Annotated in this window: 22 protein-coding genes, 2 tRNA genes and 1 pseudogene; 7 read left to right on the plus strand and 18 right to left on the minus strand. The window is 41.9% G+C overall.

All coding sequences use genetic code 11. The features are described from left to right. From FTU17_RS05075 to uvrC, 4 genes and pseudogenes are all read right to left on the minus strand, one after another. A pseudogene (locus FTU17_RS05075) lies at positions 1–88 on the minus strand (IS1595 family transposase); the annotation flags it as partial. Between the two features lie 463 nt (positions 89–551). Then, positions 552–1,139: a CDP-diacylglycerol--glycerol-3-phosphate 3-phosphatidyltransferase gene (pgsA, locus tag FTU17_RS05080; RefSeq protein ID WP_078190467.1), complete on the minus strand. Its 588-nt coding sequence runs from the start codon at positions 1,137–1,139 to the stop codon at positions 552–554. Positions 1,140–1,243: 104 nt separating this feature from the next. Continuing rightward, complete coding sequence (locus FTU17_RS05085) at positions 1,244–2,038, minus strand: thioesterase family protein (RefSeq protein ID WP_180022389.1); 795 nt, start codon at positions 2,036–2,038, stop codon at positions 1,244–1,246. Positions 2,039–2,174: 136 nt separating this feature from the next. Beyond that, positions 2,175–3,974 carry an excinuclease ABC subunit UvrC gene (uvrC, locus tag FTU17_RS05090; RefSeq protein ID WP_180002824.1) on the minus strand — a complete coding sequence of 600 codons (1,800 nt, stop codon included), beginning with the start codon at positions 3,972–3,974 and terminating at the stop codon, positions 2,175–2,177. A gap of 178 nt (positions 3,975–4,152) precedes the next feature. On the opposite strand from uvrC, the gene FTU17_RS05095 reads away from it, so the two are divergent. Beyond that, a complete protein-coding gene (locus FTU17_RS05095) occupies positions 4,153–5,211 on the plus strand; it encodes an AAA family ATPase (protein WP_180134814.1) in 1,059 nt (352 codons plus the stop codon). Positions 5,212–5,263: 52 nt separating this feature from the next. On the opposite strand, the gene FTU17_RS05100 is transcribed toward FTU17_RS05095, so the two are convergent. From FTU17_RS05100 to lpxO, 3 genes are all read right to left on the minus strand, one after another. Further along, positions 5,264–5,677, minus strand: coding sequence for a PH domain-containing protein (locus FTU17_RS05100; RefSeq protein WP_180134815.1), 414 nt, complete (start codon positions 5,675–5,677; stop codon positions 5,264–5,266). A 181-nt stretch (positions 5,678–5,858) separates the two neighbouring features. Then, positions 5,859–6,938, minus strand: a complete 1,080-nt coding sequence (locus FTU17_RS05105; RefSeq protein ID WP_180134816.1) for a diguanylate cyclase domain-containing protein — start codon at positions 6,936–6,938, stop codon at positions 5,859–5,861. Between the two features lie 370 nt (positions 6,939–7,308). Then, positions 7,309–8,223, minus strand: a complete 915-nt coding sequence (gene lpxO / locus FTU17_RS05110) for a lipid A hydroxylase LpxO (RefSeq protein WP_078190472.1) — start codon at positions 8,221–8,223, stop codon at positions 7,309–7,311. A 473-nt stretch (positions 8,224–8,696) separates the two neighbouring features. Between lpxO and fadB the strand changes: the two genes are divergently transcribed. The 3 genes from fadB (at position 8,697) to FTU17_RS05125 (ending at position 13,124) form a co-directional block, all read left to right on the plus strand. Further along, entirely contained in the window at positions 8,697–10,850 is a 2,154-nt protein-coding gene (gene fadB / locus FTU17_RS05115) for a fatty acid oxidation complex subunit alpha FadB (protein WP_180066930.1), read from the plus strand. A 12-nt stretch (positions 10,851–10,862) separates the two neighbouring features. Then, positions 10,863–12,035, plus strand: coding sequence for an acetyl-CoA C-acyltransferase FadA (gene fadA, locus FTU17_RS05120; protein ID WP_168379008.1), 1,173 nt, complete (start codon positions 10,863–10,865; stop codon positions 12,033–12,035). Positions 12,036–12,404: 369 nt separating this feature from the next. Then, complete coding sequence (locus FTU17_RS05125; RefSeq protein WP_168379007.1) at positions 12,405–13,124, plus strand: hypothetical protein; 720 nt, start codon at positions 12,405–12,407, stop codon at positions 13,122–13,124. Positions 13,125–13,273: 149 nt separating this feature from the next. Here FTU17_RS05125 and tehB read toward each other — a convergent pair whose 3' ends face one another. Next, a complete protein-coding gene (gene tehB, locus FTU17_RS05130) occupies positions 13,274–14,146 on the minus strand; it encodes an SAM-dependent methyltransferase TehB (RefSeq protein WP_180062998.1) in 873 nt (290 codons plus the stop codon). A 297-nt stretch (positions 14,147–14,443) separates the two neighbouring features. Here tehB and FTU17_RS05135 point away from each other — a divergent pair, with 297 nt between their 5' ends. Continuing rightward, on the plus strand, positions 14,444–15,064 hold the full coding sequence (locus FTU17_RS05135) for a hypothetical protein (RefSeq protein WP_180010565.1): 621 nt from the start codon (positions 14,444–14,446) through the stop codon (positions 15,062–15,064). A 53-nt stretch (positions 15,065–15,117) separates the two neighbouring features. Here FTU17_RS05135 and FTU17_RS05140 read toward each other — a convergent pair whose 3' ends face one another. From FTU17_RS05140 to FTU17_RS05185, 10 genes are all read right to left on the minus strand, one after another. Continuing rightward, positions 15,118–16,479 carry a GGDEF domain-containing protein gene (locus tag FTU17_RS05140; RefSeq protein WP_180022364.1) on the minus strand — a complete coding sequence of 454 codons (1,362 nt, stop codon included), beginning with the start codon at positions 16,477–16,479 and terminating at the stop codon, positions 15,118–15,120. A 376-nt stretch (positions 16,480–16,855) separates the two neighbouring features. Beyond that, a complete protein-coding gene (locus FTU17_RS05145; protein ID WP_078190480.1) occupies positions 16,856–17,134 on the minus strand; it encodes a hypothetical protein in 279 nt (92 codons plus the stop codon). A gap of 79 nt (positions 17,135–17,213) precedes the next feature. Continuing rightward, positions 17,214–17,963 carry a hypothetical protein gene (locus tag FTU17_RS05150; RefSeq protein WP_111885958.1) on the minus strand — a complete coding sequence of 250 codons (750 nt, stop codon included), beginning with the start codon at positions 17,961–17,963 and terminating at the stop codon, positions 17,214–17,216. A gap of 192 nt (positions 17,964–18,155) precedes the next feature. After that, entirely contained in the window at positions 18,156–18,683 is a 528-nt protein-coding gene (locus FTU17_RS05155) for a hypothetical protein (RefSeq protein ID WP_373683023.1), read from the minus strand. 193 nt (positions 18,684–18,876) lie between these two features. Continuing rightward, positions 18,877–19,611: a class I SAM-dependent methyltransferase gene (locus FTU17_RS05160; RefSeq protein ID WP_180134817.1), complete on the minus strand. Its 735-nt coding sequence runs from the start codon at positions 19,609–19,611 to the stop codon at positions 18,877–18,879. 105 nt (positions 19,612–19,716) lie between these two features. Then, positions 19,717–20,442: a hypothetical protein gene (locus FTU17_RS05165; protein WP_180134818.1), complete on the minus strand. Its 726-nt coding sequence runs from the start codon at positions 20,440–20,442 to the stop codon at positions 19,717–19,719. Between the two features lie 30 nt (positions 20,443–20,472). Beyond that, the gene (locus tag FTU17_RS05170; protein WP_180134819.1) at positions 20,473–20,838 is read right to left on the minus strand and encodes a hypothetical protein; all 366 of its coding nucleotides are present in this window, start codon (positions 20,836–20,838) and stop codon (positions 20,473–20,475) included. Positions 20,839–20,989: 151 nt separating this feature from the next. Beyond that, positions 20,990–21,065, minus strand: a tRNA-Phe gene (locus FTU17_RS05175). 137 nt (positions 21,066–21,202) lie between these two features. Next, a tRNA-Phe gene (locus FTU17_RS05180) sits at positions 21,203–21,278 on the minus strand. Between the two features lie 194 nt (positions 21,279–21,472). After that, complete coding sequence (locus FTU17_RS05185) at positions 21,473–21,862, minus strand: GNAT family N-acetyltransferase (RefSeq protein ID WP_078193146.1); 390 nt, start codon at positions 21,860–21,862, stop codon at positions 21,473–21,475. Between the two features lie 97 nt (positions 21,863–21,959). Between FTU17_RS05185 and hisB the strand changes: the two genes are divergently transcribed. Together hisB and hisH are read left to right on the plus strand one after the other, a co-directional pair. Further along, positions 21,960–22,553: an imidazoleglycerol-phosphate dehydratase HisB gene (gene hisB, locus FTU17_RS05190; protein WP_180134820.1), complete on the plus strand. Its 594-nt coding sequence runs from the start codon at positions 21,960–21,962 to the stop codon at positions 22,551–22,553. After that, positions 22,553–23,170 (plus strand): imidazole glycerol phosphate synthase subunit HisH, encoded by a 618-nt coding sequence (gene hisH / locus FTU17_RS05195; protein ID WP_078190488.1) that lies wholly within the window; start codon positions 22,553–22,555, stop codon positions 23,168–23,170. The genes hisB and hisH overlap by 1 nt, the downstream gene beginning before the upstream one ends. The last annotated feature ends 54 nt before the right edge of the window (positions 23,171–23,224 follow it).

Consider the following 23,224-nt stretch of genomic DNA (forward strand, 5'->3'; position numbering starts at 1 on the left):
AGGCTGTTTTAGAAGCAGGAATATCAATGCAAAAGCACTGAATAATTTTTTTAATCTTATAGTGACTTAATTTACTGTTTTCTATCATGATTCTAGACTAACATATCTATTCTGCTAGTCTAGAGCCATGTTAATTGTATTTTTATCATCACATATATCGATTTTTATCGTTTAAATCCAAACAAAACCTACCAAAGTTATCGGCCAATTTGTATCAAAAATTATTAATGTAAATTTGTGATACATTTCTCAATAAAACACAACATTACACTACAAGAAACTCCATGTATTTCTAAATCTGCTTTCCTATAATAGCAATCAAGGAGATGGAAACATCTTCCATAATAGCGATAAGTAACCCCGATTTTCCTTCCCAGATTTCCCCCAAAATCTGGGAATTTTTTTATCCAAAATTTGCGCCAACGTCTCACATTTAACGTCAAGCTCTAATCAAATGAAGCGCTGTTCAAACTAGTCAAACCCTCAATTTTTTTAAAAGCTCGGCAATAAAAAAGCCCCGATAACGGAGCTTTTCATAACTTACTTTTAAATCAAGGTTGTTTTAAATACGGCCATGCGGCTTTCAAATATATAAACATCGACCATAACGTTAAAACAACAGCTGTATAGAGCAATCCATAGGCCAACATTTCTAGGGGCTGCCAATTCAGCAAGAACACTGAAATCGCAATCATCTGAAATGCTGTTTTATATTTACCAACGGTTGAAACCGCAACACTGGTACGTGCGCCTAATTCAGCCATCCACTCACGTAGCGCAGACACCGTGATTTCACGTGAAATAATCACAATCGCTGCAAAGGCCATCGAAATGGTTGGTTGCCATTGCACCAAGACGATCAAGGCTGTTGCGACCATCAGTTTATCTGCAACAGGATCGAGAAAACGTCCAAATGCTGAAGTCTGATTTAAACTTCTCGCAAGATAGCCATCAAACCAGTCAGTGACAGCTGCGATCACAAAAATAGCGGTCAGCAATATATGACGTGACATGCTGGCAGCATGTTCACCCACGCCCATTGCAGGTGGCCAATACGCCACCAACAAAAACACAGGAATTAAAGCAATTCGTGCCAATGTTAAAATATTAGGAATATTCAGGATTCGACCTGTTGTCATAGACACCCCAGTTTTCCCCTCATGCACGATGAAAATGCAGAATAATTTGAGGATTTATCCATCGTTAGTTGCACTCACTTTATACGAAATGCCCCGCAGTGTCACTAGGCAAACACCGTAACAGTCTGTCGCGCAATCGCAATCAACTGGTCATTTTCATCCCATAAATGCGCATATTCCGTGGCGTAGCCATCCGCTGCATAGTCGGTAAATACTTTATATTTAAACCAATTATGCAAGCTTGATTGCAAAGGATGCACATAGGTTAATGTCCACGTTAAAGAACTCGCAGGTGCCATGGTTTTGTACATAGGCAGCACGCCGGGCGGCCACATATCCATCGAGACCAGTAAATCAGCGACGGTCATCTTACGGTTATCATGGCGTTCTGGATTAAAACGCATCCAACCACTAAAGTCAGGCTTTTTGCTTGCAGTACACGGATACTGCCCATCTACCCAGGCCAAATCCATTTGCTGAAAACACTGTGGTGCAAGTGGATGATGTTCGGCGATCTTTAAACTGCTCACTTCAGGGAAATCGGGTGCTTGACGTTCCTGATTGACGGCAATAGTTGATTCACGTGGAACACCAAAACTCGCCAATAAAATGCTTTGTACTGCATCATCTTGCCAAAGTCGAACTTCGATGGTGGTGACGGATTTGCCCTGTCTTAAAATTTCAGTACTTAAACGCATGGGCGCCAATTGTACTGGCCCAACAAAGGTCACATTACAACTGAGTAAACGTCGCTGCGGATCGGCAATGGTAGCAACGGCTTTGTGCATCATCATGCCTGCCACTAAGCCGCCATAGATCGTTCGTCCTTGCAACCATCCTTCTGGAATCTCAACCCATTCATTGTGTTCAATATGTTGATACAACTGTGCGAGTGACATCATCATCCCTGATCATATTTTTGATTTTTATATCATTGTATAAAAATCAAATGATGTGAATGATCAGTGACTCATGCGTCAATGAGCATTTTGGCAAATTCAGGATTGACCCGTCATCGATTGGGCTTAGTTCGTTCTATTCATGCAGGATTTTATAAATGGTGCGCGCCATCACATCGCCTAAGCCAGGAACCAGTTTTAAATCATTTTCAGAAGCTTTTAACACCCCTTGAATGCCACCAAAATGGGTCAGAAGATCCCGACGACGTTTTGGCCCTAAGCCCGGAATCACCTCAAGTACCGATGAGCCGCGCTTTTTATCTCTTTTCGCTCGGTGTTTGGTAATGGCAAATCGGTGGGCTTCATCACGAACCTGTTGAATCAAATGCAGGGCTTTATGGTCTTCGGGCAATTGGATTTTTTCACCATCAGTAAAGTGTAAAGTTTCCAGACCCGGTTTACGCCCCTCACCTTTGGACACCCCGACCATAAAGGCATCAAGCTCGAGCTCCTGCATGACTTCCATCGCCATGTGTAATTGACCTTTGCCTCCGTCAATTAATAGCAAATCGGGCAACATATGCTTTTTATAGCGGCGGGTCAGTGCTTGACGCATGGCAGCATAATCATCGCCTTCGGTAATGTCATTGATGGAAAATTGGCGATAGTCGCGCTTTCTTGCACCGCCAGCATCAAAGACCACACAAGACGCGATAGTTGCCTCCCCCATAGTGTGAGAAATATCAAAACACTCAATACTGTCAATTGGTCGCCCTACCACTTGTTCTAACTGATGAAAACGTTCATTCAATTCAAAATGATCAGCCAGTTTACCTTTAATCGCATGCTGCACATTCATTTGTGCAAGCTCTTGCCATTCGGCACGAGTTTCTCGCACTTTATGTTTGATTTGAATTTTTTTATCAAAGTGCTGATGTAGTGCATCTTCCATGTCTTTGCGATCTGGAATATCGACATTGATGATGAGTTCAGTTGGAATCTCATCTGCAACTTGAAAGTAGAAATTGGCAATGAAGTCCGAGAGCATTTGACCTAGATCATCACCCTGCATATCAGGGAAATAACTCTTTCCGCCGAGCATTTTGCCATTGCGCACATGCATGATTTGCACACAGGTCACACCGGCTTGATAAGCAATGGCAATGATATCTGCCTCGCCTTTGACTTTATAAATCGCTTGCTGAGTTTGCACATCACGCAGCAGCGCCATACGATCACGATAAAACACCGCCTTTTCAAACTCGAGTGCTTCGGCCGCAGCTTCCATTTTCCCAATCAGCTCTTGATTGAGCTCTTTGGTGTCGCCTTGTAAAAACCGAATCGAGTTATTGACATCTTCTTTATAATCTTCGGGTGAGATCAACCCCACACAAGGCGCGGAACAACGTTTAATTTGGTATTGCAGGCATGGTCGTTTGCGCTGTGAAAAATAGCTATTTTCACACTGACGCACATTAAACAGTTTTTGCAGCACCACCAAAGTATCACGCGCGTTATAAGCACTCGGATAAGGCCCGAAAAACTTACCGGCCTGATGCTTCGCTTTGCCTCGCCCTGCGGCAATTCGTGGATAGGGTTTATCGGCTGAAATAAAAATATAGACATAAGATTTGTCGTCTCGCAGCATGATGTTATACGGCGGACGATGGAGCTTAATCAGGTTTTGTTCGAGCAATAAGGCTTCTGTTTCAGAACGCACCACCAAGCTTTCAATGTCATAAATACGGGCGACCAAGGCTTGCGTCTTGGGATGCTCAATGGTTTTGACAAAATAACTCGACACACGATTTTTTAAATTCTTTGCTTTACCCACATACAGCAACTCACCGTCTTTACCCAACATGCGGTAAACACCGGGTAAAGTCGTCATATTGGCAAGAATTTTTTCAATGTGTTCTCGTGCATTTTCGTTCACTTTTGCCTTGTTCCGTCTTCGATATTGCTCTTTGACATGATGTGATGCTTTTGCCTGCATTTTCAAGCAATCCAACAAATTTTTTGTTGCTCATAACAATGATCTGATTGCTAAAAGCTATTAATGCAAAATTCTAAATTTGCTATGCTCAAAACATCCCGCTTTAGGAACATGATGCATGACGAATGCCAATCCCGCCATCCATGTCGTACACCCGACAACTTCGACGCATAGCACTGCTGAAAAAAACTGTTTGATGGGTAAGCCGCGTTTTCATTTTGAACCGCATGACGTTATGCAACGCTTAAAGCAACGGATCATTGGACAAGAAGCAGCATTAGACGAAATTGAAAAAATGCTGCATGTGGTCAAGGCTGATTTTTCCAGTCCAGAACGACCACTCTGTGTAACCTTAATGCTTGGACCGACAGGTGTTGGTAAAACCGAAACTGTGCGTTTAATCAGTGAAGTGATTTATGGCCGACCTGATGCCTTTTGCCGTATTGATATGAACACGCTCGCACAGGAACATTATGCGGCTGCCATTACTGGTGCACCTCCGGGCTATGTCGGCTCTAAAGAAGGCCATAGTTTATTTGATGAAGTTGCCATTGCAGGCAGTCATACCCGACCGGGTATCGTGCTTTTTGATGAACTGGAAAAAGCGTCAACCGAAGTTCTTCGCGGCTTAATGAATGTGCTTGATAGCGGAAAGTTAACCTTAACCTCTGGTACAAAAACCATCGACTTTCGTAATTGTATGATCTTTATGACCAGCAATGTCGGTGCACAAGCGGCACAGCAATATCTAGATAAGTTAAATTTTTTACCCGAAAAAATACAGAAGGTTTGTCTCAAACGCGTGCCGGTCAGCAGCATTATTGAAAAAGTCATGCAACGTAAATTCGACCCTGAATTTATTAACCGTATTGACCGTGTACTGCAATATCAACCCGTTCAAGATGATGCCTTGCCCCGTTTGGTTGAGATTGAACTGGAAAAACTTAATCTGCGTCTACAACATCAAAAACGTAGTGTGTATCTAACCGCTACGGCCAAAGCATATTTCTACCAAAACCATGACATTCGCTATGGTGCGCGTCATTTGGCGCGAAAAATACGAGTAGAACTTGAGCCAATTTTGGCGATGTATTTTTTACAGTATCCTGAACAAACTCAATTACACTTAGATGCACAACACGACAAGTTGGTGATCACCGACGAACTTAATTCATAAAAAAGCACGTGATCGCGTGCTTTCTATTGATTTTAAGCAACCAAATTGATAATCAACTTAAGTTGATGCCCAATGCCTGCGCAAAAGCTTGCTGGTCTTTGGGTGAAACCATGACAAATTTGGCTTTCCCCTCCTGCACATATTCGATTTTTAAACGTTTAATCGAAAGCGCAGGTGCCGCAGACAAATCCTGACTTGCACTGATGCGTTGGATATCCTGCAAAGGAATCTGCCAACGTAGAAACATGCTACGGATGTTTAATTCTGTAGCGGAAATTTGATAACGTGTATTGAATATTGGCCACCACAGCAGTAATACCGTTAAAATATACACCGCGGTATGAAGAGGATATTGTTGCATCGTGCCTTTGGCTTGCATGGTGAGTAATAATTGAATGAGTAAACCGCTCATACAAACAATAAACGCCACCACCCACCAATCTTTTTTTGAACGAAAAACTTGCATCTTATCCCCCATCAACTGCTTTTATTCTATACAAGATTTTGAAGGATGCATCTGCTATTTCAGCTTTTATTTTTGCAGGAAATAAGCATACTTATCACATTATTTTCAAGAATATGGAGAACCATTTCGCTCAAGTTTCGCTATTCATCTATTGTTATTTTTGGCGTTCTTTACGCTCGAATCACGCTTCTTTCGACATAGGTTGATCCAAGAAGTTTCTGTTCTTTTTCTCTTGATACATTTTAGCATCGGCTTGTTGTACCAAGCTCATGGCATCTACATAGCCTTGCTGATGATCTGTTTGACACAGCCCAATACTTAAACTTAAGCCGGCTTCCATTTCCGCCACCGCTTCTAATAAACGTGGGATAAAACTCCCTTCCACATGCTTTTCGCTGCAACCGGGCAAGACCAAACAAAATTCGTCTCCGCCATAACGGAAGCAATGATCATCTAAACGTGCAACCGACTTTATGGCCGCAGCAACCATTTGTAGTACCTGATCTCCACGTGGATGACCTTGTTCATCATTGATCTTTTTAAAATCATTGATATCAATAAACACTACTGTCACAGGTTCATGATTACGCTGTGCGGTATATAAAATACTGGTCAATAAGGTCGATAAATGCCGGACATTTAAGAGTCCAGTTAATGGATCGCGCTGTGAAAGTTCTTCCATTTCTTGTGCACGAAACTCTAGCGCATGCGCATACTGTTCCATTTTTTCACGGGAGATCTTCACCTCATTAATCAAACTCCATACATAGGTTTCCACCACCAATGTAGTATCGAACATAAAGAGCTTTTCCAACGTGTTAATAATCCGCTGATATTGTTCCGTATCATTAAAGGTACGCTGAATTAAGCGAAACAACATGGTCTTTAGGGTATGTACCGCAGAGAGATACAACTTAGGCTCTACACCAATGCGCTTATGAACCAAACCAATCCGTAAACGGTTATTCACATACGCGCTGTCATAGCGCCCGGAAAATAAATCCAATAAATATTGATGCTGCGCGCGTTGCAAACGCTTCAAGGTATCAAGATCACCAATCAAAGTGGCAATTTCTGGAATTGAGGTCTGATTTTCATAAAATTCATCAACCATACTGTCGAGTATCGGCGCCACAATCCCACCAATCGAAGCCAATTCCGCCAGCTCTAAATCAGTCAAGCCAAGCAACTGTTTACGTCGTTCTATATCTTGCATCGAAATATGCATTTGATGCATCAATGTTTGGTTGGTTGCTTTCATGAATCGGATCCCCTTCCCGCCAAATCCTTCCCTTCAGGCGTTTACACAGGGTTTCTATGCAGTAGGTCTGCAATGTTTCCACCGTTTTCACCTTTGGGTTTTGGCTATCATTGATGATGACGCTTTTCTTTCAGCTCAACGGTTTTGCATGGGCTTAAGTTCGGACGTCAACATCATATTCCTCGTCTATTGGCTCACTTTTTCTGGCTTATTCTGGTTCTAGCTTATTCTGGCTAACACTATTTCTGCTTTTGGCTGATTTGCTCTGCATAATTATTTTTATTCTGCTTGCACGATAACTGATATTTTGCTGACTGTCAGCATAAAAAAACGCCCCTAAGGGCGCATTTTTTCAATATTTATTCTACTTTTAAAATAAATATGGGCGTACAAAAATCAGGAAGAACAGCCCCAACATTAGGAACCACTTTAAAAAGTAATACAGTGAGCGATTGGTTTTTTTCAAGGCTTTGGCTTTTATACGAATTTGATAGACATAGCCAAATACTTTATTTAAACCACCCGTTTTATCACCGCTTTCATTCGGTGAACTCGCAGCAGTCATGACATTTTTACCAAACCAATGGTTAAAAGCTTCCATCCACTTTGACTTTAATGGCCGTTCAACGTCTGCAAAGAAAATAATCCGGTTCTGATCCGTTTTATTTTCAGCATAGTGAATATAAGTTTCATCAAACACCACACTCTCCCCGTCACGCCATGAGTACCGCTGACCATCGACATCAATAAAACAACGGTCGTCATTCGGCGTCAGTAAGCCCAAGTGATAACGCAATGAACCGGCATAGGGATCACGATGTCGGACTAAACGACTGTCAGGCGCCAACTCAGTAAACATCGCGGCTTTAATCGTGGGTAGATTTTTTAACAAGGCCGTAGTTTTTGGGCAAAGTTCAGCAGCCGAAGGATGGGCTGAGTCATACCATTTTAAATAAAAGCGTTTCCAACCTGTTTTAAAGAACGAGTTAAATCCAAGGTCATCATAAGTACTCGATGCTTTGATGCCACCTTTTTCATATAAGGCCTTGGCTTCATCACGAATCATTTCCCAGTTTTCATCTAAGACTTTTAAATCTTTAAAATGCTGCGTGTCGATATAGGGTTGGCTCGGCACTTTTGAAAACATGTACATGAGAAAATTGATCGGTGCGAGCAATGTCGAATGATCAAAAAACTGACGATAAAATGAATGACGGACTTTACCGCGTTGCTGGATATAAAACGCAGAAATGACAAAGACCGCCAGGATAATCCACTTAATCATATGAGGACCTGGTGCTAATAAGCATTGTGCTTAATGAAAAATTAACTTTTTTGAGAACGCGGCGAGTATAGCATAGTGCTCAGTGATGCCTAAATAAGCAGCATAGAACACTGTGTCTCAGCAAAGATGGATGACAATGTTAAAAGTGAATTGACCATTCTGCCGAAAAATACACTTGCTTTTTTCTTGAATTTTTCTTTCGCATCTCAATCTATAGCTTACATTTATAAAAAAATGTGAACTGAAACATAAGCTTCAACATATTTAATTAGAGCGATAGCGTTTAAAGGCAGATCCGAAGGCTATTTCCAAAAGAAATTTTGATGACCCTAGCGTCACGGCTTGATACAACTTGTTATGTTCTTTTTAGATATAGTTATCGTAAGATTAGCGAGGCATAAAGTGTACGCAGGAACCGCGTACTCGCTTCACAACATCAACTTAGAAGTCCTCCAAAATAAAGGAGATCAGGCATGATCCACGCTGGCAATGCCATTACCGTCCAAATGCTTTCGGACGGAATTGCAGAATTCCGCTTTGACTTACAAGGTGAGTCGGTCAACAAATTTAACCGCGCAACAATTGAAGATTTTAAAGCTGCAATTGACGCTGTTAAAGCAAACGGTGACATCAAAGGTTTAATCGTTACTTCAGGTAAATCTACATTTATCGTGGGTGCAGATATCACTGAATTCGGTGACAACTTCGCTCAAGGCGAACAAGCGATTGTGGATTGGGCATTGCCTGTTCACGACATCTTCAATGCGTTTGAAGATCTAAACGTTCCTAAAGTTGCTGCAATCAATGGTATGGCATTGGGCGGCGGTTTTGAAATGTGCTTAGTGTGTGACTATCGTGTGATGTCAGATGCTGCACAAGTTGGCCTTCCAGAAATCAAACTGGGTATCTACCCTGGTTTTGGTGGTACGGTTCGTTTAAGCCGCGTGATTGGTATCGACAATGCGGTTGAATGGATGGCAATGGCTGCACCGAAAAAGCCAGCTGCTGCGCTCAAAGACGGTGCTGTTGATGCGGTTGTTGCTGCAGACAAACTACAAGACGCTGCAATTGACCTTGTAAAACAAGCAATTGCTGGCCGTGTAGACTGGAAAGCAAAGCGCCAAGAAAAATTAGATCCTGTTAAATTGAACATGCTTGAACAAATGATGGCATTCAATACAGCAAAAGGTGCAGTGCTTGCAAAAGCAAATCCTGCTCAATACCCAGCGCCAAAACTTCTTCTAGACTCATTACAAGCAGGTGCAAGCCTTCCACGTGATGAAGCATTGAAAATCGAAGCGCAAGGTTTTGCTAAAGCGGCTGTAACTCCACAAGCAGGTGCGTTAATTGGTTTATTCCTTAACGACCAAATTGTGAAGAAAACTTCGAAGAAATATGAAAAAGGTGCGCACCCTGTCAACCAAGCCGCTGTACTAGGCGCGGGTATCATGGGTGGTGGTATTGCTTACCAAGCGGCAAGCAAAGGCACACCGATCATCATGAAAGACATTGGTAACCCGCAGCTTGCTTTAGGTATGAAAGAAGCCAATGGCTTACTGACCAAACAAGTTGAACGTAAGAAAATGAAGCCTGCTCAAATGGGTGAAACTCTTGCGCGCATCCGTCCAACTTTAAGCTACGACGAGTTTAAAGAAGTGGACATCGTGATTGAAGCAGTAACAGAGAACCCGAAAGTAAAAGGTATCGTACTGGCTGAAACTGAGAAGAATGTTCGTGACAACACGATCATTGCTTCAAACACTTCAACGATTTCAATCACACGTTTGGCTGAAAACCTACAACGTCCTGAAAACTTTGTTGGTATGCACTTCTTTAACCCAGTTCACATGATGCCATTGGTTGAAGTGATCCGTGGTGAGAAGACCTCTGCTGAAGCGATTGCAACGACTGTAGTTCTTGCTCAGAAAATGGGTAAAACACCAATCGTTGTCAATGACTGCCCGGGCTTCCTTGTAAACCGCGTATTGTTCCCTTACTTCGGTGCATTTGACCTTCTACTGAAAGACGGTGCTGACTTCCAGCAAGTTGATAAAGTGATGGAAAAATTCGGCTGGCCAATGGGTCCTGCTTACCTCATCGACGTTGTGGGTATCGACACAGGCGTACACGGTGCGGAAGTAATGGCGGAAGGTTTCCCTGACCGCATGAAGCCAGACTACAAAGGCGCAACTTTAACCATGTACGAAAACAAACGTCTTGGTCAAAAGAATGACGTTGGTTTCTACAAATACGAACTTGACCGTAAAGGTAAGAAAGCCAAAGTGGTTGATCCAGTGGCTTACGAACTTGTGGCTTCTGTTGCAACTGCGGAAAAACGTGAATTTGACGCTCAAGAAATCATTGACCGTATGATGCTGACGTTCTGTAACGAAACTGTTCGTTGCCTAGAAGACAACATCGTTGCAACGGCTGCTGAAGCAGATATGGCGATGATCATGGGTGTAGGTTTCCCTCCATTCCGTGGTGGTCCATGCCGTTACATCGACCAAACAGGTGTCGCTGAATACGTAGCGCTTTGCGACAAATATGCGTATTTAGGTAAGGCTTATGAAGCGCCACAAATGTTGCGTGACATGGCTGCTAACAACAAAAAATTCTACGGTTAAGGAGCAACGTGAATGGCTACTTTAAATCCACGTGACGTTGTCATCGTTGATGGCGTACGTTCAGCAATGGGTAAAACCAAAAATGGTATGTTCCGTAACGTCCGTGCTGACAGCTTATCTGCTGAATTAGTACGCGCGCTTGTTGCTCGTAACCAGTTTGATACCAATGAAGTTGAAGACGTAATCTGGGGCTGTGTAAACCAAACCCTAGAGCAAGGTATGAACATTGGTCGTAACATTGCATTGTTAGCAGACCTACCACGTACTGTTGCAGGTCAAACAGTGAACCGTCTTTGTGGTTCTTCTATGCAAGCAATCCACACAGCGGCTGCGCAAATTGCAACCAACCAAGGTGATATCTTCATCATTGGTGGTGTAGAACACATGGGTCACGTTGGCATGATGCACGGCATCGACATCAACCCTGAAGCGTCTAAGCACTATGCAAAAGCGTCTAACATGATGGGCTTAACGGCTGAAATGTTAGGTCGTATGAACGGTATTTCGCGTGAAGAACAAGATGCGTTTGGTGTTGAATCACACCGCCGTGCTTGGGCTGCAACACAAGAAGGCCGTTTCAAAAATGAAATCGTGGGCGTTGAAGGTCACGATGCAAATGGTTTCAAAATCCTGTGCGATATCGATGAAGTGATTCGTCCTGATGCAAACCTTGAAGCGTTCCAATCGTTACGTCCAGTATTCGACCCGAAAGGCGGTACGGTAACTGCTGCAACATCTTCAGCTTTGTCTGACGGTGCTTCTGCAATGCTGCTAATGTCTGCTGAACGTGCTCAAGCTTTAGGTCTTAAGCCACGTGCTGTCATCCGCTCTATGGCGGTTGCAGGCTGTGACGCTGCGATCATGGGTTATGGTCCTGTACCAGCAACTCAAAAAGCGCTTAAACGTGCTGGCTTGTCTATCGCTGACATCCAAACGTTTGAATTGAACGAAGCGTTCGCAGCACAAGGTTTGTCTGTTCTTAAAGGCTTAGGCATTTATGATCAACAAGACCGTGTGAACTTGAACGGTGGTGCGATTGCATTGGGTCACCCATTGGGTTGTTCTGGTGCGCGTATCACAACGACTTTGCTGAACGTTATGGAACAGCAAGATACACAAATCGGTCTTGCGACGATGTGTATCGGTTTGGGTCAAGGTATCGCGACCATTATCGAACGTGTTTAATTTTTAATTAAATACTGAGATAAAAGAAACCCCGCTTATTGCGGGGTTTTTTATTTGTTAACTAAACTCGCATGAATAATACTAGAAGCCCCTTCTCCCTCTGGGGTGAGCAGCATGCACCACAAGAGGATGAGGGGAAATTTTTCATATAAATCCTATCCCTGAGCGGTATTCTGCGCAAGTCTCCTTAAAAGGAGAGGGAAATTTCATAGTGCAATAAATTTTGTTCAAAAATCTTCAACAAAAAACCGTGCTAAACAAACCGTAAAAACGCCTCAGCATATTTTTAAAGTTAATACGTTAATTCTCGATTTTCAGCGATTTTTGAATTATGGTAAGGCCTGAACCAAAACTTAAATATGCATAATAATGATAAATAAACGACTTCACTACCTCTTAAAGATGAGCTGCCTAAGCACTTTTATTTTTCTTACAGCTTGCGTTACAAATAATCAAATCGGTGAACTCTCCCGTGATCTGTTTCAAAAATACGAAACAAAATATGCATGGAGAACAATCCTTGAAGATGATGTGATCGCATTTGGCAAACCCGCTAAAGCAATACCCAATGAACCAATCGATAGCATCGTAGTCGCAGGCAATAAATACAGCTATGTGATTAATAAAGGCGGTGCTGATTTTATTCAACTGATTAGCCAACTCAATCCACAATATATTCGTCTCCATCGAGAACTTGACTTTAATTCTCCGAGCCCGAACAGCACTAAATTTAGCGGAAGCTTTAAATTTTATTATGCGCCTCCCAATGGAACACTAAGTCCTACGGAAAGGGCATTATTCAACCAATATGGCGTAGCACCATGTGATTGTTCAAAGGCAGAACAGCAAGATCATCTCTTTAACTTAGAAATTGCAGGTACGGTTTACCCAAAAGTTGCGAATGCCGCAGATTTAAAGCCCTTAAGCCATCCCTATAAGATCCGTATCCAGCATTACGAAGACCAAAGTGGCTATGTCAAAAAGTCAGGGCAGGAAAAATTGGCAGAATTACCACTATTGCCTTTAACACTCACAATCGACATCATTCAATTGCCTTTAAAAGCTTTAGGCTTTATTTATCAGCCTTAAATCAGAGTATGATCATATTCAATTGGTTGAATTTTCTAAGTACACATACACCCTGACTAGCTCAAAAATGGTTCCCTTTTTCCAATTTAAGTAAAGTAAGTGTTGAGTTGATCACCAATCCTTCAACTCAACATCCTACAATTCTTGGCTTAAATTTTCTGCGCCAACAAAGTCGCAAAATGCTGTTGAATCCGCTGCCCTTCAGCATCCACCCGATGCAGCTCACCGACATTTTCATTGTATTTCACAATATTCCAGCCTTCATACAACGCACTTAACTCTCCTGCTTTAAAGCTAAATGGAAAGTCAGGCTGCGCAGGTAAATCAGGTGTATCCATAGCGCAAACTATCAGGTTATAGCCATTTACACTTGTCGCTTGCTGCATCTGCTGAATCAGTGGCTTCACTGTCTTGGCCTCTAAAAACATCATCACCACGGTACAGCAAATAAAATCATATTTCCCCGTAATGCTTTGGTCTGCATTTAAATCACGCTGCTGTACATGAATATTTTCAATACCTTCCGCAGCGATCACCTCTTGCAGCTTGTGCAAACTGTGTGGATTGACATCCCATGCATCCACCTCAAAGCGCTGCTCAGACAGCTGACTTAAGTACAGCGAATTACGCCCCTGCCCACAGCCGACATCCAAAGCACGACCACCTTGCAAATATGGTGTTGCTGCCAAAATTTCTGAATGTGTTGGACTGAGCTGATACTTCTTATAAAAATAGTCCTGTGCTAAGCAATAAAAACTCAACTGACATTGCACATCGTCACTCGCAGACACAATCTTGTGCCACGCCTGCGGTTCGATAAACGGCGGTGGCTGATCTGGGCTAAATACATGCGTGGAAAGGATATTTCCAGACGCATCTAACATGGCAAAATTTACTTCACCTTGCAGCACGGTGAGTTTTGCCCAAGTGCCTGCTTTGGTATTGTGCTGTTGTTTAAAACCTTGTGGAATCGACTGCTGCGTCCACACAGGGAGCTGTTTATAACAAATAAGCTGCTGCATCTGATGTTATCCCTCATGCGACTTTATTTTTATGCCATACCAATGGCAGAAATATATATTCACAATAACGGCTTTAACAGTGATTTTAAATCAGCTTTGAATTGAAAATTTCGAATGCTGTGCAATGCACGCTGTTTTTGTTTGTTTTTCTGCGTTACACCATGTTATCCGTTTGTAACATTGGTGGAATCTTCACACAATCGAATCCCTCACTCTGTGCCGTGTAACCTAAGCGCTGTTGATAAGGCATAAAATTTACAATGCCTTATTTTAACTAAGTTTTATAGAGTGATAACTATGAACGCGATCAAAACTACTTTAGCTGTTGCTTTAGTTGCTGCTACAACTTCTGCTATGGCAACTACTGCTGTAGAACAAAAACCTGCGACTGCTGTTGAAGCTGTAAAAGCTCAAGCTGCACAAGCGAAAACTGCAACTGTAGCTGCTGCTCAAGCAACTAAAGATGCTGCTAAAACTCAAGTGGCTGTTGCAGAAAAAGCGACTCAAACTAAAACTTTAACAGTGAAAGAAACCACTAAAGCAAAAACTGCTGACATGAAAAAAGCAGTTGTAGAAAAAGCAGCAGCAACTAAAGAAACTGCAGTTGCAGCAAAAGATGCAACTGTAGCAAAAACTGTAGCGGCTAAAGACGCTGTTGTTGCGAACACTGTTGCAGCAAAAGACGCGACTGTAGCAAAAACTGTAGCAACTAAAGATGCTGTCGTTGCAAAAACTGTTGAAGCAAAAGATGCAGCTGTAGAAAAAGCAACTGATGCAAAAGAAGCTGTTGAAACTAAAACTGAAGAAGTAAAAGCTGAAGCGAAAAAAGACTGCGCTAAAAAATGTGCAGAGAAAAAAGCTGAAGCAGCTAAAGCTGAGAAAAAAGGTTTCTTTTCTTGGTTCAAAAAAGCAGCTTAATCGTTGATTAAATGCAAAAAAAGATGCCTTCACGGCATCTTTTTTTTGCCCATTTAGACTGCAATACTGCTTTCTGACAACGGAATAATCTTTTGATAAACAAACTGATTTTTCCCTTGTGATTTCGCCTGATATAGGCAGGCATCGACATGTTGTAAAGTCGTGGAGTAATTGGACAAACTCAACTGTTGAAACTCGGCCAAGCCCATACTAAAGCTGACATCTAGCCTTAATTGATCTTTTCGAAACGGCACATGTTCGCAGCGTTCCAAAATTGTTTCACACAACATTTTACCCTGCTCCAAATCGGCACCTTCGAGCAAAATTAAAAATTCTTCACCGCCCCAACGACTAATAAAACTCGCGCGTGGACTACAATTTTTTAAGATTTTTGCCAAATGCACCAAAACACTGTCCCCCATTTGGTGTCCATATTGGTCATTAATTTTTTTAAAATTATCGACATCGAGCAAAATGACACAGCCTTTATCAACCGCACCCTCTATAAATATTTGTTCTTTAAAGGCATGGCGATTTTTCAGTCCCGTCAACTCATCGCAAAAACTTACACGTTGCAAAGCCAAATATAGACGTTTATTTCGTGCATACAGCTCACAAATAAACAGAAAAATGATCAAATAAATACCCAATGCCAAACGATAAGAACTGATCCGCGAGAGCATATGTACCTGTGCATCCGACCAATATTCCCCAGCCAATGGCATGGCACCATACCAGCCACAGATCAGCGTCATTAAGCCAATCAGCCAGCAAAAGGTTTTGAAGTCATATTTGATCGCGTAGTAACACATCAATAAAGGCAAGACCATGCAAGCATAGAAGATCTGATCATTTGAGATCACATATTGGACGGCCAGTGCCACGATCAGATAGCCATAATCCACCCACGGCACATTCATCCAGCGCTGAACACCAAACAGTAAACACACCACAGCCAAACTTGTTGCAAATTGCTCTAGAAAATAATCAACAAAGGCAAAGTATTGGTTGTCCATCTGAAAGCACGCCACAAACAAGAGACTGCCTGCAAAAGCACTCACGATACTCGGAACAGCTAACATTAGGGTTCGCTTAAAGCGGCGTTTTTTTAAATGGCTCAGCGCTAAATAGGCTTTAATAAATACCCAAATCTGAAATGCCGAAATCGCACACAGGAGAAATTTATCTTCTAAGATTTTGGCAGGATCGACCATCAGCGAAGCCACAAAGATCGCACTAAAAGCATAAAGCACGATCAGTAAATCGTGACTTAAATGCTTTCGCATTAAAACCATGCCATAGGCAGCGAATGCATTTACCACCCAAACAGGGCTAATGAATAATTCATAGGTATAGCCTATCGACACCAATGAAACCGCACATATGGCAAGCCATAGCAGTATTAATTTTTTCATACGCTAAAAAAATCGTCTCTAAAAATGGCGATAAACCTTTCATTCAAAGCCAATCGGTCTAAGGTTAGAATTTTTGCAAGTTCAATACAGCTCAGCTTCTTATGAGTTATGGGCTGCTGGCTAAAAAGTTATGTTTAAATTTTCGGCGTATTTTAAGTGATTTAAGTCACACTATTGGTTGATAGTTGTATTAAATTTGCAATTTAAACAATCAAAGACTGTTTTAAAGCCAATGTTTTTTGCGCCATTCGTGCTAGTTCGGAACTCAGTTCCCAAAATGATGCTCGATAACAACAAAAAAGCCATCCGCTAAAGGATGGCTTTCACTTGCATAACATGTCTCGAAGTTGTGCTGAATAATTTGAATGAAAAGGACTTATTTTAATATTTGTAATTGTTCCATCAACCAAGCCATGTATTTATCTTGATCCATAAAGTCAGGCGCCGTCCCTGTATCCAAACTATAAAATTGTTGATTAAATTCAATCACAATCTGTTCAGTCAGATGCCAATCTTCAATCATGCGAAAATACTGACTGAAGAAAAAACGGTTCTTGCCCCAATTGTTTAAACTTTCCAAACGTGGATATTGGCGGTTCGCGATAAAGTCGATATAGACCTGCTGAATATCATCAAAAATCTGAATAGCTCGCATGAGCATGGACCTCTATATGATGTAAAACCTTGCTATAAGCCACTTTATCGCGCAATTTTGAAAGAGAGATGACAGTCAGTTAAAGCTTTTGTTTCAACTCTGAACGGTTCTTTTGGCGGATCTCATCCATTTGTGCATTGAGCGCTAACATCTCTGTATAAAGCTGATTAAACTGCTTTAAAGGCGCATCTTCATAGAACATAAATAATTTATTTTTCTTTTCCCATTTATTGGCTTTCAGCACAGCAAAGAGCTCATCAGCCTTCGCCAAGCTTTGCTTTTCTAACTCAAATAAAGCATGCGACTCATCACTATCACGACTGTCTCTTAAACTCTGCGCAATTTGCTGACGAAACACCTGTTTGACCGCCAACTGTTTGGCCTGCGCTAAACCATTTTCCTCTTGCTGTGTGGTTTTTTGTTCATAAGCATCGACCACTGCATGCACCTGCTGCAGCATTTGCTCAGTCTCTTGATATTGGTTTTTTTTATCTTTTAATAAGCGATCGATATCGAGAAATTTATCCCAATTCAGTGCTTTAAGATCACGAATATATTGATTCCGCGCTTCTGCACGCTGCAGCATTTGGCTCAAAATAAAATCCGACATGATTTTATAATCCCCCGTTAGCCGTGCATCTGTCACATTGAGTTGTATCGGCTCTTCCCAGTGCTGAGCTTGCTGAAAAATTTGCTCGGTTTTTTCACGCAAAACCGTTTCATAGGTCGAGAGTTGCACAGCTTCTTTTTGCTGTACTGAATATTGATAAAACATCCATCCAAAGACCAATACCGTAGCACTGGCCAAGACAACAAAGATACGCGGCATAATGAGCTCCGAATGCCCTTTTATTCAGTTTAACCAAAAGTTTGAAGATTGACGATAAAATAGCCATGCTTTTTAAGAAGGCTATTTGAAAACATCAATGTAAATAGACTTAAATTGCGCATGCCATCAAAACGAAAATTCATGGATAAAACATGAATTTTCGCCTTCAATGTACTGTAGAGATGTATTCGATTATGGGGTCTTAATCGGATTGGTATTTAACTGACGGTCGATGTTTCCGAGATTGATTTGCTCACGACTGATTTGCACATTGGTCGCATTACGGTCAATCCCAAAGGGTTGCAACATAATATATAAACCATTGCGTGGGTCAGAAGACTGCAAACCTGCGGCAATATTTAAAACATGCTGTTGCATCAAAGGCGATAAATTCGACATATCTGGCACTGCTGTGGCAGGTAAAATATCAATATTTGACACGATTGTTGCATCGACACCTTTGTTTTGAGTATCACGCTCAAGTTGCATCACCCGTTGCTGTAAGGCTTTACGGCGATCCACCTGCTCTTGATACTCAACAATGCCCGTCTCTGCACGCATTTCACGCTCTGCCATAATGGTTAAAGCAGGCATCTGAATAGCTTGTTGTTCGGTTTCATCAGCTTTTGTAGTGGCTTTTTCCGCAGCCAATGTACTCATAGCCGTCATTGCTGCACTAACAAAAACCAAAACGGAAACAGATTTAGGGAGATTCATCATGTTCATTCCAAGAGATTTAAAAATAGAAAATTGAAAAAATTTACACTGCTATTATTGTACAACAATTAATCAATTTACCAGATTTAACCCCGACAAACGGCAGGATAGCACAGCTAGTTTAAACCTCACGTTGCTCATTCTGGACTTGAGATATCATCCTTTACCTATCTGCATTACCACTGCTTTTTCTTTTTTATACTGTTCCAATTCTTAACAGCACAGGAAATGACAAAGCAAACTCTTGCTGCGGATGACGGCTAAAGAAGTCGTGCAAAGCTGCACATGGTTGAAGTATCGGATGTTGCTGTTGATAATGTTTTAACCCAGACCATGTTTGCAAATAGTCCAAAATTTGCTGTGAACTCCACCTGTAATTTAAAAACAGCTGAGGTGTCGCTAACTCCTGAAATGGAAACGGAATACTGCGATATTCTTCGTCGATGTAACGACGTTCAGCATCCCAATAGCCTTTTAAGGTGACAAAATACAGATCCTGTAAAAGCTGGTTCAATTCCGCGTGTTCAAATTGAATCAGACCATAACCCACAATGGCGATATGACCTTGAGGTTTCAATACGCGTCGTACTTCTGCATAAAATGCAGCAAAATCGAACCAATGAATCGCTTGCGCGACTGTGATTAAATCCACTGAATGGTCTGCAAGCGGACAATGTTCGGCGCTAGCTTGCTCATAACGCACATTGTCTAAATTGGGTGCTTGTGCCAATTGTTCAGCACTCAGATCTGCCGCTAAAACCTGTTGAAAATAGGGTGCCAAACCTTTGGTAAATTGACCTGAACCTGCACCGCAGTCCCATGCCAGTTCACGCACGGCAACATGCTGCAAGATGCTATCGACGACTTCAGCAGAGTAACTTGGACGTGCTTGTTGATACAGCGCACTCCCTGTAGAGAAAAGGTCTTTCATTGTAGGAATTCATTGGTTGTTTTTTTATCATTTTAATCGAATTTTTAGGGTCGGAAACTAGCACTTAAATCATAGCTTCAGCGATAAAATTTAAGCTTCAAGCATTTACTCAATCACATGCTGTATATAAAAACTGGTCTGCGCAATCGGGCTTAATTGATCATTCATTTGATAATATTTCACATCATAATGACCAGTTTTCCATCCAGTCATAGGATAGAAACTCACCCAGTTTTGTTGCTGTTGCTCACTGACTTTGCGTGGCGTAAAGAGCAGCTCTTCACCGCTATCACGATGCGTCCAACGCACCATGACTTGCATATTGTTTGGAACTTTCCCCATGGTATCAAAATGTGCATACAACGGCTGTGTGAAATAGATTTCACGAGGCAAGACACTATCTACATCTAACTGTGATTGATCTGTCACATACGCTTGCCCTGCCAATCGCTGATGCGGATCATTTTTGGCTTGTAGAAATTCGTCTAACATCTGTTGCGCAAATTGTTGCTTATTTTGAATCCCTGCAAAACTGTAATTGGGAAATGCCTGCTGTAAATATCGCCCCAATTGTTGATCTGAAGTCTGCTGAATAATGCTCTTTAGCTGACGATGTTGGCTTTTGAGTTGTTGCTGTATATCTTTAGAATGAGGTTGATCCGAGGCATCTTGATCTAAAGCCAAGAGTGCCACAGGATTACTCGTCACCAAAGAGACAAGCGAGTGCTCAGGTGGCGACGATGTCAAGCTTGGTTGGTCATTCCACGATGCCGCAATATAGCCCAGTGCAAAACAGAGCAGTCCAAGCACCGCATATTGAAGTCGCTTCAACTGTCACTCCACGAACCTATGTTCATTTGATTAAAAGCCACAGCGAAGCACTTCTGTGCCGACAATATACTCACCAGAGTTCATCGTCGTACCCGTATTAATCACCTGATTTAAGCTAAAGTTAGATCCAACTTTTAATTTAAGCAGACCATTATCACATGCTGCAGTGATTCTACTGCACGATGCTGTAATTATTTTATCGAGCAATGATTCACAAGAAGTACAATTGCCATTATCACAAAGCGCTGCTGCATTTTCACTTTTACATTCATAGGTCACACCATTTTGGATAATGGTTTTAGAATAGGAAGAATCGACATTACTGCCGCCCCCGCCACCACATGCGCTCAGCAAGGCACTCATGCCGATCAAAACAGGAAATAATATTTTTTTCATAACCTTAACCCTTATTTTTTAATAATTTTCTTATAGCAATTGGGCCCATCATCTGGCATCGATTGTAGCAGTTAAACTGTGCGAAATATCAACACCTGAAAAACAGCAGACGAAAAAAAACCTCAAACAATCGTTTGAGGTTTTTCGAATATGGTGGCGAGACCCAGGATCGAACTGGGGACACACGGATTTTCAATCCGTTGCTCTACCTACTGAGCTATCACGCCGATGCGGTGTATTAAGCCGTATCTTAGTTAATTAGTCAATCATATTTATAAAAATATTTTTTGTATGCATATTTTTTAAGCAAAAAAAATCCCTGATGGGATCAGGGATTGATAAACTGAAAAATCAGTTTTGAATATGGTGGCGAGACCCAGGATCGAACTGGGGACACACGGATTTTCAATCCGTTGCTCTACCTACTGAGCTATCACGCCGATGGGGCGTATTAAACAATTTAAGCTGAATGCCGTCAAGCATAAGCATGGGCTTTTTTCTCAAATGTTTATTTTTAAATCAATATTTCACACTAATCGCTTACTTTTTGTCTTATTTACATTTAAGTCTGAGTCAATTTAATTATTCAGACGAAAAAAAGACAGCACGGAGACTGTCTTTTAAAAATTGAACTTTACTCAACTACGTCAATTTTACCAATGTGTGCTAAACAACGATGAATCGCGCCACAACCTGGCTCGAAAGTTTTTACACCTTTTTCTTCCTCCATACGGGTGGCCTCACTGACCAAACGTTCTGCAACACCACGCCCACGATTTGCAGGGTGTACCACAATATATTCAAGGGTTTTGCTTTCACCTTGGCCTGTACACCAAATCGCGCCAATCAATTTTGTATTAAATTCTGCAGTATAAACTAAGGTATACTGAGCTAAGTTCTGCTCAAGTTGTTCAATCGCATCGGAACCGTCGCTAAACTCAGGGCTGGTGTCATACAGTCGCTCAAGCTGGCTGCGCACTTCATCATTTTCCAAAGAAGTATAGGCATGTACGGTAATAGGCATTGATAAACCCTCCTGAGCAATCTAATATGCGGTGACTTTTCGTGACCGCGAAAATATTTTTACATCAATCATTTTGACGTATTTGAGGAACGTGTCTATGACAGATCGTATCAGTGAAGTGGTAAGAAACACCAACGAAACCAAAATTCGAGTTCGTGTGAATCTTGATGGTACTGGTCAAGGCACTTTAAACACTGGTGTTCCATTTTTAGATCATATGATTGATCAAATCAAGCGACATGGTCTGTTTGATATTGATATTCATTGTGATGGCGATCTTGAAATTGACGATCATCATACCGTAGAAGACTGTGGGATTACACTTGGCCAAGCCTTTGCTCAAGCATTAGGCGATAAAAAAGGCTTACGTCGCTACGGTCACTTCTATGCGCCGCTCGATGAATCACTGAGTCGTGTTGTGGTGGATTTATCTGGCCGTCCGGGTCTTTGGATGGATATTCCATTCACTCGCGCGCGCATCGGGACTTTTGATGTGGATCTTTTCTCTGAATTTTTCCAAGGTTTTGTGAACCATGCGTTAATGACGCTGCACATCGACAACCTAAAAGGTAAAAACAGCCACCATCAAATAGAAAGCGTATTTAAAGCATTTGCCCGTGCACTACGTATGGCTTGTGAAGTTGACCCACGTGCCGAAAATACTGTTGCGTCTACCAAAGGAACATTGTAATGACCCGTATTGCCCTTCTTGACTATGGCATGGGAAATCTTCACTCAGCAGCAAAAGCCCTTGAACACGTGGGTGCAACTGTTGATGTCACCAATGATCCTAAGCTGATTGCACAAGCAGATAAAATTGTGTTCCCCGGTGTGGGAGCAATGCGTGACTGTATGCAAGGCATGCATGATGCAGGCATTGATGAAGTCGTCCGTAAAGCGGCATTTAATAAACCTGTGCTTGCGATCTGTGTCGGCATGCAAGCCCTAATGCAGCATTCCGAAGAAAATGGCGGTGCAGATGCATTGGGTATTTTTGAAGGTTCGGTTAAACGCTTCCCTGACGTAGAGGGATTAAAAGTGCCGCACATGGGCTGGAACCAAGTGCATCAGGCAGACCCTAGCCACCCGATGTGGAAAAACATTGAGCAAGATGCTCGTTTCTATTTCGTACATAGCTTCTATGTAGAGCCGCAAGATTCAAGCATAGTCGCTGCAACCTGTGACTATGGTTTGAAATTTTGTACCGCAATTCACAAGGAAAACTTGTTTGCGACACAATTTCACCCAGAAAAAAGTCATACAGCCGGCCTGCAATTGCTGAAAAACTTTGTGGAATGGGATATTTAAAATTCCTTCACCGCAAAAAAGCCCGCTCCTTACGGGCTTTTTTGTACTGTTTAT

Origin of the sequence: Acinetobacter sp. YH12070 (genome assembly GCF_013419625.1) — a bacterium.
Taxonomy (GTDB): domain Bacteria; phylum Pseudomonadota; class Gammaproteobacteria; order Pseudomonadales; family Moraxellaceae; genus Acinetobacter; species Acinetobacter amyesii.